The organism is Pseudomonas sp. BJa3 (assembly GCF_026343815.1).
In the GTDB taxonomy this organism is placed as follows: Bacteria; Pseudomonadota; Gammaproteobacteria; order Pseudomonadales; family Pseudomonadaceae; genus Aquipseudomonas; species Aquipseudomonas soli.
The window spans coordinates 187865-200823 of the sequence record NZ_JAOXMC010000007.1 but is presented as its reverse complement, the minus strand read 5'-3'; the positions used below and the strand labels follow the sequence as shown (position 1 = coordinate 200823).

The 12959-nt window shown below is 64.1% G+C and carries 7 protein-coding genes; 2 read left to right on the top strand and 5 right to left on the bottom strand.

Annotated features, from left to right (window positions below; translation table 11 throughout):
- The 5 genes from OH705_RS10595 to OH705_RS10575 all read right to left on the bottom strand — a co-directional run bounded on the left by OH705_RS10595 (position 1) and on the right by OH705_RS10575 (position 10596).
- Positions 1-2721 carry a hypothetical protein gene (locus OH705_RS10595; RefSeq protein WP_267302139.1) on the bottom strand — a complete coding sequence of 907 codons (2721 nt, stop codon included), beginning with the start codon at positions 2719-2721 and terminating at the stop codon, positions 1-3.
- 206 nt (positions 2722-2927) lie between these two features.
- On the bottom strand, positions 2928-7148 hold the full coding sequence (locus tag OH705_RS10590; RefSeq protein WP_267302138.1) for a hemagglutinin repeat-containing protein: 4221 nt from the start codon (positions 7146-7148) through the stop codon (positions 2928-2930).
- A 38-nt stretch (positions 7149-7186) separates the two neighbouring features.
- Entirely contained in the window at positions 7187-8896 is a 1710-nt protein-coding gene (locus tag OH705_RS10585; RefSeq protein WP_267302137.1) for a ShlB/FhaC/HecB family hemolysin secretion/activation protein, read from the bottom strand.
- A gap of 419 nt (positions 8897-9315) precedes the next feature.
- Positions 9316-10008, bottom strand: coding sequence for a hypothetical protein (locus OH705_RS10580; RefSeq protein WP_267302136.1), 693 nt, complete (start codon positions 10006-10008; stop codon positions 9316-9318).
- A 12-nt stretch (positions 10009-10020) separates the two neighbouring features.
- The gene (locus OH705_RS10575; protein WP_094010484.1) at positions 10021-10596 is read right to left on the bottom strand and encodes a hypothetical protein; all 576 of its coding nucleotides are present in this window, start codon (positions 10594-10596) and stop codon (positions 10021-10023) included.
- Positions 10597-10750: 154 nt separating this feature from the next.
- Here OH705_RS10575 and OH705_RS10570 point away from each other — a divergent pair, with 154 nt between their 5' ends.
- Together OH705_RS10570 and proP are read left to right on the top strand one after the other, a co-directional pair.
- On the top strand, positions 10751-11209 hold the full coding sequence (locus OH705_RS10570) for a GNAT family N-acetyltransferase (protein ID WP_267302135.1): 459 nt from the start codon (positions 10751-10753) through the stop codon (positions 11207-11209).
- 169 nt (positions 11210-11378) lie between these two features.
- Positions 11379-12881, top strand: a complete 1503-nt coding sequence (proP, locus tag OH705_RS10565; protein WP_023631310.1) for a glycine betaine/L-proline transporter ProP — start codon at positions 11379-11381, stop codon at positions 12879-12881.
- Positions 12882-12959: the final 78 nt, after the last annotated feature.

Genomic DNA, 12959 nt, shown 5'->3' with positions numbered 1-12959 from the left:
TCACCTGCCATCCTTGCCCAGGGCGATATCGGCATCACCGAAGGCGACCACGGCAAGCCCCAGCGCCACGCCTTCGATCAACAACTGGCGGCGCAACGCACTGATGATCTCTCCAATATGAACGGTGCCCCATGCGCTGGCCGCCTGACGCAAGTGCTTGGCCAGATCACGGGCCACGCGGTTGGCATGGCGGCCGAGTACGCTGGTCATGGCCGCGATCACTACACTCGCTCCACAGTTGCGCAAAATTGCCGGCAAACTGCTCCCGGGCATTTCGCCCAACCCAGTCGAACACCCAATTGCGATCACCAGGGGAGCACCGCCTACATGCTGCTCGCTCATGCCGCCAAGTGAGAGTGAATCTTCCGCCCCTGTGTACAGCCAGTTTTTGTCCTTGTGCAGAATCATGAGCAACATCGAAGGTGATTCCAGTTCCAGCCTGTAAGTCCAATCCTCCCACGTTGCCACCCGCTTGACCGCAAGTGCTGTTTCAATCGTCTGGAGCCGCACGACCTCTTGTTCGACATCACCGTCCCAGAACACATCGGCCCGGTCACTGGCGGTAAAGACCACCTTCGACAGGTCATCGATCCGATGCCTTCCGGGCTGTTCAACGGGCGGTCTGTTCCATAGGTTCGGCGCTTGTCCCGGCGTCCAGGTATGCCGCTCAATGATGCCCGATATACCCAGGAACCCCATTGGGCATAGTTGCTCACGGGCCTTTCGGATTCCACAGCCCGGCTCGGCACTTCCTCGTTTGAGGCACGTCACGCGTTGACTACACAGCGGAGCCTTTCTGGACGGTGGGATCGGCCCATCGTATAGATACTCGATCGGAAAGAATGCGTGATCTTGCGAAACCAGCTGCAAACGCCCTTCACTGCCCGGCCACTGCGGTTCGCGCTCTGTCAAAACTCGCTGAAGCAGCGCGCCGTCGTTTGCCAGGTCCATCATCAGCGGGGCCAGATCTGCCTCGGGGTTATTCACCGCACTCTGCAGCGTAAATAGCAGTTCTTTAGGGGCCTCTGCGATTTCATCATTGCCCAACGGAACGAATATCGGTTTCCCTGCCTGGGTAATGATAGAAACGCTGGGCTGGTTACCCAGACTGTCGTTGACCAGCAGGGCAAGGTCGAACGTCTTCTTTTCACGATGCAGCGGTGTGACCACATTCTCGATAAAGAAACTGATGGTTTCATTCGGCTTAGCCTGCAACCGGGCGGTTTGAAGGATTTGCGCACCGTCGCTTACCACAAAGCGCAGGTCGACCTCGCCACATCTCCCCTCCCGGATAAAGGTAACGACTCCTGACCCATCAGTCTTTGGCAAGTACAGCGGACGAGTCACGGGGGCTTGCCCAAACTCGAACAAGTGGATCTGCAGCCCCTTGTAATCATCTACCCACTCGATTCTGTCCTCCGGGAATGTCGGGGTACCGGATTGCAACGGCGTCTTTACCACAATCGCAAGATCCAACTCGACCTGGCCTGTTGTCGGCCAGTAATCGACTGGGTTCTGGCCCTGTCGGGCCGATGCAGTCAGCACCCTTTCGATCGGCGGGGACGGCCTCGGCTTCACTGGACGCCGAGGCCGAGAAACGGCCTCCCTGGAGGGAGAAGGCGGCCGAGTATCAGGCATTGGGCGCAAAACAGGAACGCGGTAATCCTCGACTGGCCGCTCTGTAATCTCCGGCGGCAACACCTTTGGCGGGGGCTCCTTGGGCGGCACGGTGGACGGCGTCTCCTTGACGAGCTCTTTCGATACGGAATCGATAACCCCAGGCGTAAGTCGATCCGGTCCTGGATCGCGGCGTACAGGGTCAGGAACCCTCCGTGCCTTGATCATTGAGTCTTCGGGAAAACCCCCACGAACATTCAAGAAGGATTGCGTGGAAGAAAGAACGTGGAACTGCAGACCACGCTCATCCGTTGCCTGCCTGACTGCCTGGACGAAGGTCATGCCTGCATAGGACCACAACCACAGCACACTATGTAGCCAATGAATGACGCCGTGGTTATCAGCGTTAATCTGCAACACACACTGTGCACTCAGGTCATCACGCAAACGGCTGACCTGTGCGAGCACGCTACCCAGCGGATTGCCCTGAACGATGACCAGTTTTGCAGCAGCGACCGCGCGTAAGGACTCGAGGTTGCTGACTACCAGAATGTCGACCACATCGTCACGACGCGTGGCCAGCTCCCAGGACAGTTGCTCCGACTCCCCCACCAATAGATTCTCTAAGGGTAAATCAGGGCCAGCGGCCACATAGGATCGTGGTCGCTCCTTGTGGATCCGCGGAAAGCGAGGTTTGGCATTACGCTGCCATTCTGGAAAGACATAGCCCGGCCCCACCAGCAGGGAAAGCTCGCTTAAAACCGAGGCGATGGTATCGGCTCCCCCCTCCCAATCCCATACCGATCTTGAAAGCTTGATCGCTGGCATCTCTCGCCATGACAAACTCTCAAAGGCCCGCCCAAGCGCGATGGCGCGCAGAGGATCGACCCACTGCTCTGCATTGAGCACGCTGGCATCCCCCCCCCAACTGACCGGCCCGTTGCGCCAAACAGCTTTCTCCAGGTGGACCGGTATCAGCGCTCGAGCATCCCACCACCCCCACTCACCGCGCTCCAGCAGGATACCCAATGCCGCACGTACTGCAGGCCCAAGCGAGGCGTACTCCTCACCCAACCACAGGATGTCTTTTTCCTTTCGATTCATTCCTGGCGTCCTTCCATTCGACGCAACGCCGTGCCGTATCGAGTCGGCGTGGGTCGCAAAAGCAAAATTGGAGGGGAAGATAACGCTTAACGCTGGCCTAAAGCCATCTCTGCATCATTGATCGGACTACAGGCACCGCGCCCCAATGCAAACCAACAAAAAGGGGCGCAAAGCGCCCCGGACCTCATTGGTGTGAGGGCAGATGCTCAGCCATCGACATGACCTTCGACCGTCACCGGCCCGACCTTCAGCTTGCCGTCATCCAGCGATACGCTGGGCAGGCCGGCTTCAGGCAGCTTGGGCAGGTCGAGGGTGGCCTTGACCTGGTAACCGAGCGGTTTCACCTCGGCCCCGACCGTGTTCCCGCCCTGCTCCACGCCCTTGACCTGCAGCCCCAGCTCGCGCTGCGCCGTGATCTGCGACGTTTCCTGGACCCCGGCCTTGCGCACGAACTCGCCCTGGGCATTGAACGACGGCGTGTAGCCGAAGGCGGGCTTGGCTTCGCCCTCCTTGGCCTCGCCCGGCTTGCCGACCAGGCCGGCGCCCAGGTCGAGACGCACCGAGGTGGTGGTGTCCTGACGCTCCTGGATGCTGAGCCCGCCGTCGAGCTTGCCGCCGATGTGCTGGCCTTCGACACGGGCGCCGCTCAGTTGCGCCGCGCCCGTGCTGTTCAACGCCACCGTGTCGGCGGCGATCCGGCTGTTCTGCTGGGTGGTGCCCTGCAGATGATCCACATGCACCTTGCCGCCGAGGTCGAAATCATGGGACGCAGTGGCCTGCTTGTCGGCGTCGGCCGGGGTATTGCGGCTCAGGTTGCCGCCGGCCTTCAGCTCGACGCCCCAGTTGTTGCGGCTCTGGGTGGACTGCGCCGACTCCAGCGCCAGGCCACCCTCGCCTGCGCCGACGTTGACGCCCCTAGCTGCGACCTGCGTGCCCTGCAGATGCACCGACTGGCCGGCCAGGTCCACATTGGCGTGGCTGTTCAGCTGGCCGCCGCTCAGGGTCTGCGAGCGTTCGTTGGTCTGGCCCACATTGAAGTTGCCGCCCAGCTTGCCGCTCAGGTCGCGGCCCTGCTCGCCGGTGGCTGCCTTGCCGCCGAGATTGAGGCCGCCGCCCAGGTGGCTGCCGCTGACGGTCCGGGTGTCGCTGGCGGCCTGCAGGTCAAGAGCGCCACCGGCCTTGAGTTCGACCGGGCCCGCCGCGTCGATGCGCGTACCTTGCAAGGTCTGGTCGCCACCGCTGCCCAGACGCACCGGGCCGCTGCCGCTGATGCTCGCCACCTGGGCCTTGCTGTCGGCGCTGTGTTCGCCGGCATGGTCGAGTTGCAGCCCCGCGCCCAGGTCAACCTTGTCGCCCACCGGCAAGGTGCCCACGGTCAGCGAAGCGCTGCCAGCGAGGCTGCTGGTGTCGCGACGCTCATGGTTGCTGGCCTGCTGCAGGGCCAGCTTGCCGCCGGTGTTGACGGCCACCGCGCCCTGGCCACCGTCGAGGTGGCTGCCTTCGAAGCGGGCATCGCCGCCGACCTGGATGTTCAGGCCCTGATTGCCAGTGAAGGTGCCGACCACGGCAGTGGAACGGTCTTCGGCCAGGCTCTTGCTCCCCCCCGAACCACTGGCGGTTACATTCAGGTCCTCGCCGGTCTTGGTGTAGACCCGGGCGGATACATCGGCATTCACCTGCTGCTCGCTGCGGCTGTGGGTGTTGCTGGCGGCGTCGGCCTGCAACGCGCCGGCCTTGATGTTCAGCGCGCCGCCGTTGGCGTTGTACTGGGTGCCCTGGTCCTTCAGCGCACCGGCCACGTCCAGCTGGACGCCCTGGCCGTTGAACTGGCTGACCACCGCGGTGCCGGTCTGCTCGCCCTGCTGCTGGCTGGCATGGCCCACGGCCAGGTCGACGCCCAGGTTCGGCGTGCCGAGCTTGCCCAAGGCGTCGGTCAGCGTGGTATTGCCGGCAAGCACGTCCTTGACATCGCCCAGCGGCAGCTTGCCGTCGAGCGCGTCCTTCACCGATACCTTGCCGCCCACCACATCCTTGACCACCCCGGCGATCGGCCGGGCGATGTCCTTGTACTCGACATTGACGCCGACATCCGCCGTCCAGTTGCTCTGCTGGTGGCTGCTGCTGGTGGTGTCGCGAGCCGCGCGGTTGTCCACCTGGTTGGCGCTGACGCTGAGGGTGCCGGCGCTGTTGACCTGCGCGCCTTCACTGGCCAGGGTGTCGGCCTTGATGGTCAAGCTGCCGGCGCTGTCGATGCCGGAGGTCTTGGCAGTGCTGCTGTTCGAGGTGTCCTGCTGGGTGCCATGGGCGAAGTCGACCCCGGCGCCGGCACGGTCGAGGCCGGCGGTGAGGTAGACGCCACCCCCGGTGTGGCTGCTGTCGCGGGACTCGCTGCGGCTGTCCTGCTCGGCCAGCAACGACACCTGCTTGCCGGCCAGGGTGGTATCGCCTGCGGTAGACTTCACCGCTGCGCCCTTGACGGTCAGGTCAGCGCCGGCGGTCAGCTGAACCTCGCTGCCGCTGAGGCTGGAACCCTGCTGGCTGACCTGGCTGCCAGTGGCGCTCTGGCGATCGCTCGCATAGCCGACGCCAGCGCGATACTGCCCCGAGCCCGACGCGGTCTCCTTGGCCGAGGCCACGAAACCACGGCTGCTGCTGGCGCTGCCATGCTCGCGGGTGTCCTGGGCCGAGGCGACTTTCAGGTCGCCCGCCGCGTCAGCGTTCAACGCGCCGGTGGCCTTGACCGTGGAGCCGACCACCTCGATGCTTTCGGCGCTGTTCAGGCCGACACTGCCACCGGCCACCAGCTCGCTGCGCACGGCGGTGCTTTCCCGGCTGTTCTGCTTGGCTTCGTTGTGGCTGACGCCGAAGAACTTGCTCTGCTGGTTCTGACTGTCGCGCTGGTCGGTGCGCGAGGCGTTGCTGATCTGCACCTGCTTGCCGGCGATGCGGATGTCCTGGCCGCTGGTCAGCTGGGCACCTTCAGCCAGCACCGAAGCCTTGGCCCGCAGTTCGATATCGCCGCCCTTGAGCTGGCTGGTGACGCTGCGCTGGGTTTCGCTGCGGTTGTCCCAGTCGGCCTTCCAGAAGCCCTTGGTGTGCTTGCCCTGGTCGCTGTTGACCTGGCGTTCGGTGGCGGCGGTCAGGCGCAGGTCGCCACCGCTGTTCAGACTCAGTTGGCCGGGCGCCTCGATGCTGGCGGCATTGACGGTGAGATCCTGGCCGGCGTTCGCCCGTACATCACGTTCGGCCACGACCTGCACCCCATGCTCGCGGGTATCACTGTCGGTCTGGGTGCGTTGGTAGGTTTCCCAATCGATGCCCAACGCGCCGCTGCGCCAGTTCTCGCGTTTTTCCTGAAGCTTGCGGCTTTGCACGGTGCTCAGGGTGAGGTTGCGCCCGGCGTCGAGCTTGACGTCGCGCCCGGCCACGTCGGCGGCTGCCAGGGTCAGGTCCTGGGCACCACGCAGTTGCACATCTCCCTGGCTGCTGCGCACGCCCGCGCGGGTCGCTTGCAGCGAGTCGGCCACGGCGGCGCCGCTGATGTTCAGGTCACCCGCCGAGTCGATGCGCACGCCGTCGCGGCCTTCGATCTGCTCCGGCCCGACCCGCACCCCGGCACCCTGCGCGGTGCTGACGATATTGATGCGCCCGGCCTGCATCGCGCCGAACAGGCTGGCGTCGATACGCTGCTCGCCGCTGGCCGCGCCCCCGTCAAGCACCTTGACCTGGCCGCTAGTGTAATCCACCTGGTTGCGGCCCACGGTGAGGTTGAGCTGGTCCCGGGCATCCAGGCGGCCCTGGCTGTCGATGCGCGGGGCGATCAGGTTGACCGAACCGCCGTCGTTGCGCAGGCCAGCGCCCTGCACCTGCAACCGGCCGTTGGCGTCCTGGGTGCCCAGGGCCTTGAGCCGGCCCGCTTCCAGCTCGGGCCGGCCCACCACCAGGCTGGCGTTGGGCGCGTTGATGAAGCTGGCGCCGTTGACCGAGATGCCGTTGGGGTTGGCCAGCACGTAGTCGGCGGCACGGCCGAAGATTTCCTGGGCGCCATTGATGGCGGAGGCATTGCGGCTGACCACTTCATTGAGGATCACGCTCGCCGCCTGGCCCTGGAACTGCGGGTTGGCCGCCAGCTCGCCGGCCAGCTGCGAGTGCCCGGTCTGCAGGGCGTTGTTCAGTACCAGGCCCTGGCGGTCGACGTTGTAGTCGAGGAACTGGTTATGCGACAGGCCCGCGCCGTTGGGGGCGACGATATTGACGATGGGCACGCCGCCCTGGGTCTGCAGTTGCGCCGTGCCCCCGGGCCCGGGGGCGACCACCACGCCGCCGGCCAGCGCCTGGGGCAGGCTGGTGGCCAGCAGCAGGCTGGCGATCGCCCAGCGCAGCTTGCCTTGCGGGGACAAATTGAAGGTAAAGGGGGTCTTGGGCATAGGTCACTCTCCATGTAGGTACTGCTGAATCGGTGCGCTCAAATCTGCACGGCGGCCCGCAACAGCCAGACTTCGGGCTCGCGCTGGTGACCGCGGGGAGTGTTGAGGCTGCGCTGGTAGTCGATGTCCAGCTGCAGCGCCTTCCAGCCCAGGTTCACGCCCAGGCTCGCGCCGCTCAGGCGCTGGCTGGCGGCGCCGTGGTCGGCCTTGATCCAGCCGTGGTCCAGGCCCAGCCGTGGGGTGACGCTCAACGGCCCCTGCGCCCGCAACGGCAGGCGCAGGGTGTTGCGCCATACCGCCCCACTGGCGCCGGACAGGCTGCTGATGCGGTAGCCGCGCACGGCCGAATCGTCGGTGCCGAGCAACTGCTCGATGGCCGGCAGCGGGTCCGGGCTGTACTGCAGGTTGAGCTGGCTCTGCCACTGCCAGGCCTGGCCCAGCAGCTGGCCATTGCGCCACTGGCTGAGCCCGGCGCGGTACTTGTGGAACTGCGCCCTGGGCAGGTCGGGCACCGGGCGATCGGCGTCATCGTCGGCCCCGAACCAGTGCAGCCCCTGGGCGTAGTTGAGGTCCAGGTTCCACACCGCGCGGTCGAGCCAGAACAGGTTGAGCCCGGCCTCGGCCACGGTCAGTGTCGGGCTCTGCACGTCCAGGCGGACCTTGGCGAACTCGCTGTCGACATCCTTGTGCGCCAGTTGCAGGCTGGCGCTCAGTTGATGGCGCTGGTCGCGCCACAGCACGCGCTCGCCGCGCAGGCTGAGCTGGTCGGTGATGCCGCGGCTATGCAGGGTCAGCCTGCTGAGCTTGACCGGCGAGCGGTACTCGGCATGGCTGGCGAACAGGCTGAAGGTCCAGTAGCCATAGGGGATCGCGTAGTACAGGCTGGCGTTGCGGCTGTAACGGTCGCCCTGGTTGAGGGTATCGCTGGCCGACAGGCTGAGCAGGTCGTTGAGTGCCAGCGGGTTGTCCAGGCCCAGGCTGAGCACGCGACGGTCGCGCCCGGTGCTGGCGCTGCCGAGGTTGTCCAGGCCCAGGCCCACGGCCACCCGTGGCTGGCCGGCGCTGCGCGGGCGCAGGATGATCCGCGAGGCGCCCGGCTGGCTGCCGGGGGCGATGTCGGCGGTCAGGTCGACCGAGCGCAGGCGGTTGAGCTGGTCCAGGCCCTGCTCCAGGTCACGCAGGTTCAGCGGCTCGCCGAGCATGCCGGGGAAGGCCCCGGCCAGGGACACCGGCAGGCGCTGGTCGGCCAGTTCGATGGCCTCCAGGTAGCCTTCGTCCACCAGGATGTCCAGCGACTGCCCGGCCGCCGGGGCGCTGGTCAGATACGGTCGGCTGGCGATATAGCCCTTTTCCAGATAGAGCGCGGTGATACTCGCCAGCAGCTGGTTGATCTGCCCCACGCCCATGCACGCCGCCACCAGCGGGTCGATGCGCGCATCGAGGGCGGCACGGTCGATCAGGGTGACGCCGCCCACCCGCACTCCGGCCAGCGGCCAGCAGTGCGTGTCCGGGGCCGCGGCCTGGGGGATCTGCGCGGAAGTATCGGGCCCTGTGAACGCACCGCGCTGCAGTTGGCGGCGGCGTTGTTCCAGTTGCAGTTGCTGCAGGTCCTGTTGTTGCTGTTGCTGTTGGCGCAACACTTCCTGGCCAGGCACGAACGTCTCGGCACGCACGTTGCCCAGGGACAGGCAAGCCAGTACGACACACAGCGATACGCGACGGCAATCAATAGCAGACAGGTACGACATACAACACCCATTCGCAGGCAAAGGCACAGCGAGAATCGCAGCACTTGGAACTTCCCGGCACGGTTACCGAGAGTTATCGGCACACGTGCAATAACTTTAGAAAGTTGAGCGTTATTCACTGGAACGCTCACGGAAAAGTTAATGACTGCCAATTACCACCCGAAGCCTGGCATGACCACCTGGTCACCCGACACCCCGTATTGCAGAGGCTAGAGGGACTGACGCGCTAGATTGTCCAACAATCAAACTTGCCGACTGTTTGAGCCAACGGTACTTCTAGACACGAGCGGGAGACACCGGACTTTAGTCGTACGCGGCCTGCTGGTTCAACTTCCCGGCTTGCGGGCAGAAGGAAAACCTGGCCAACATCGATTAAAAACCAAACATCGCGTCACTGATCAAGTGTTCTGTGCCCCGGGTTATTCGAGCAGATAAAGGGGATGAGTATCACACAAGGGCTGCGCGCTATTCAGCACCCGCTCGAGCAAGCAACGTTCTAATTCGGTGAAATACGTCGCGCCGAAATCGAAAAAGGTCCCGGCGGGATTTCGCTGTACGTGAAACAAGCCGACTAGATTATCGCCATCACGTTCTAAAATCAGTTCAAGATGCGACTCGGCCCGCGTATTACCGACAAGATAAATGTACCCTGCTACCTCTGCCCGACCGCACCAGTTCAGTTCTGCCCAGAGCTGCAGACTGCCATCCCCGGCTGCTGCTTGAGGCAACGACCATGCCCCGGTACCGTTTGCCCACCCACGCAAGGCCGGTAGCAATCGCTCGAGGGACAAAACCTCAAGCATGTGCCCACGCAAACCGAAATGCGCAGCGTTGATTGTCGATTCAGGAGCAGCATCCAGTGCGACCACCCTGGCCTGCAGCACATGGCTGAAGGCGATTTCAGAAGGTTGCTCACTCCAGCCATTGAGATCAGAAACACTTGGGCACCAGATGAGCCGTACGGTTTCATCAATCTGAATGCGCTCATGACGCTCGAAATAGGCAAGCGTGACCGTCCCTACGATCGGCAACAGCGCATCGAGACGCACCTGCGGCGCGCTGTGATCGACCTTGCTGCTATTGGGCCAGAACAGTGGCCAGTAAGTCTGCATCAGAGCAAATCCTCAACCGCCCATGCGCTTGGTCAACGCTTCGCTACCCTTGGGCGGGTAGACCACCTCCTGGGTATCGAGGTCGCGAATCTCGGAGGTAATAGTGATGGTCATCGTCTCTCGCCCAGGTGGGCCATTGATGGCATCAACCGTATCAAAGTCGACGATGTAGCGCTTGCCTGCACGAAACTCGACGTCACGCGCGGTGAAACCGCATTTGCCGCCACCGGTTCCCAGCGCATTCATCGAGGCCCAGCACCAACTCAGCGAGTGCTTGCCCGGCGTCAGGCGCAGCGCCTGCTTGCCTGCAATATCGAGAATCGACCGGCGCCCGGCCCCTTCGAGCAACTGGTCATCGACATGGGTGGCCAGCAGTAGCCGATGGAACGGCACGCCCAAGGCTCGGTAACGGACAGTGGCGAAGTACACGACCGGTGCGTCGGCCTGGTTACCGGACAGATCATGGGGCGCCATCGTTTCCGGCGCCCAGTCGCCCTGGTATTCCTTGTAGTGGTAGTTGGAGCAGGCGCCGAGCAGGCCGGCAAGTGACAGGGCGACAACCGATTTGAAGCAGGACGACAGACGCATGGTTCTTCCTTGATGAATGCAGGCGCAAGGATAGCGGCTGCGCCCCCTGAAAATCAAAATGCCATCACCCTTATGATTCACGCCCCGCGGTGTATGCTTCGCGCAAAGGCCAGCAGCCACCTGCGGCCTCCCTGCCCCTGAAAAGGACATCGTCATGCCCCGCCTGGACTGGCTTGAACACCACATGGCCCACAGCGATACCCTCGCCCAGTGGCTGCACCAACAGTTCCACTACGAGTACGCGGACGTGCCGCTTAGCGACTGGCAACGCGAGTTCGCCGAAGGCCAGCGCAACGGCCAATGGCGATGCCTGGTCGCCCTCGACGGCGACCGCCTGCTGGGCAGCGCCGCCCTGGCCAGCGACGACCTGCCCGGGCGCAGCGACCTTGGTCCGTGGCTGGCCTGCGTGTTCGTCACCCCGCAAGCACGAGGGCAAGGCCTGGCGGAGCAACTGATCGAAGGCATCTGCGACCATGCACGCAGCAGCGGGGTCTCCACGCTCTACCTGCACACCCAAGACCAGAGCGCCTACTACGCCAAGCGTGGCTGGGCAGCGCTGGAACCCTTCGAGGCCTGGGGGCAGCAGCACTGGCTGATGTCACGCACGCTCTGATCGCTTGCCCGATGGCCTATATAGAAGCGGGCTTGCCCCGCGCCAGAGCCATCCGTGCCGCACACAAATGATCCAGCAGGGAATTATTTAGCGCGCCGTTGTATCTGACCCTAGGTACAAGGCTGGCCAAACCATGGCCATGCCCCCAAGCCTTCAAGGACAACGGCCCATGAAATCACGCAGAAAACCCGTCAAGCCCATCGGCCTGAAGGACATCACCATCGTCGACGACGCCAAGATGCGCAAGGCCATCACCGCCGCCGCGCTGGGCAACGCGATGGAATGGTTCGACTTTGGCGTCTACGGCTTCGTCGCCTATGCCCTGGGCAAGGTGTTCTTCCCCAACGCCAGCCCCGGCGTGCAGATGATCGCGGCGCTGGCCACCTTCTCCGTGCCCTTCCTGATCCGCCCGCTGGGCGGGCTGTTCTTCGGCGCCCTGGGCGACCGCTACGGGCGCCAGAAAGTGCTGGCCGCGACCATCGTGATCATGTCCCTGAGCACCTTTGCCATCGGCCTGATCCCCTCCTACGCCAGCATCGGCATCTGGGCGCCGATCCTGCTGTTGCTGGCGAAGATGGCCCAGGGCTTCTCGGTGGGCGGTGAATACACCGGCGCCTCGATCTTCGTCGCCGAGTACGCCCCGGACCGCAAGCGCGGCTTCCTCGGCAGCTGGCTGGACTTCGGCTCGATCGCCGGCTTCGTCCTCGGCGCCGGCGTGGTGGTGCTGATCTCGACGCTCCTCGGCGAAGAACAGTTCCTCGAATGGGGCTGGCGCCTGCCGTTCTTCCTGGCCCTGCCGCTGGGCCTGATCGGCCTGTACCTGCGCCACGCGCTGGAAGAAACCCCGGCCTTCCAGCAACACGTCGAAAAACTCGAGCAAGGTGACCGCGAAGGCCTGGCCAGCGGCCCGAAAGTTTCGTTCAAGGAGGTGGCGACCCAGCACTGGCGCAGCCTGCTGACCTGCATCGGCGTGGTGATCGCCACCAACGTCACCTACTACATGCTGCTCACCTACATGCCCAGCTACCTCTCGCACAACCTGCACTACAGCGAAGACCACGGCGTGCTGATCATCATCGCGATCATGGTCGGCATGCTGTTCGTGCAGCCGATCATCGGCCTGCTCAGCGACAAATGGGGGCGCAAGCCATTCATCATCATCGGCAGCGTCGGCCTGTTCGCCCTGGCGATCCCGGCGTTCATGCTGATCACCAGCGGCAAGCTGGCGGTGATCTTCGCCGGCCTGTTGATCCTCGCCGTGCTGCTGAACTTCTTCATCGGCGTGATGGCCTCGACCCTGCCGGCGATGTTCCCCACGCATATCCGCTACAGCGCCCTGGCCAGCGCCTTCAACATCTCGGTGCTGATCGCCGGCCTGACCCCGACCCTCGCCGCCTGGCTGGTGGAAACCACCGACAACCTGTACATGCCGGCCTATTACCTGATGGTGATCGCCGTGATCGGCCTGCTCACCGGCCTGACCATGAAGGAGACCGCCAACCGTCCGTTGCGCGGCGCCGCCCCGGCCGCCTCGGATATCGACGAAGCCCGCGAACTTTTGCAGGAGCACCACGACAACATCGAACAGAAGATCGAGGACATCGACGCGCAGATCGCCGAGCTGGAGGCCAAGCGCAAGACCCTGGCCCAGCAGCACCCACGCATCGATTGAGGAGGCTTGCGCATTCCGCCGGATTGCTTGCCTGATCCTCTGAACCTGCGGGGTGCATCGATTGCGCAACGGGGCCAT

Coding starts and splice junctions, on each gene's coding strand:
- OH705_RS10595 (WP_267302139.1), bottom strand. CDS start 2,721: ATGAATCGAAAGGAAAAAGACATCCTGTGGTTGGGTGAGGAGTACGCC.
- OH705_RS10590 (WP_267302138.1), bottom strand. CDS start 7,148: ATGCCCAAGACCCCCTTTACCTTCAATTTGTCCCCGCAAGGCAAGCTG.
- OH705_RS10585 (WP_267302137.1), bottom strand. CDS start 8,896: ATGTCGTACCTGTCTGCTATTGATTGCCGTCGCGTATCGCTGTGTGTC.
- OH705_RS10580 (WP_267302136.1), bottom strand. CDS start 10,008: ATGCAGACTTACTGGCCACTGTTCTGGCCCAATAGCAGCAAGGTCGAT.
- OH705_RS10575 (WP_094010484.1), bottom strand. CDS start 10,596: ATGCGTCTGTCGTCCTGCTTCAAATCGGTTGTCGCCCTGTCACTTGCC.
- OH705_RS10570 (WP_267302135.1), top strand. CDS start 10,751: ATGCCCCGCCTGGACTGGCTTGAACACCACATGGCCCACAGCGATACC.
- proP (WP_023631310.1), top strand. CDS start 11,379: ATGAAATCACGCAGAAAACCCGTCAAGCCCATCGGCCTGAAGGACATC.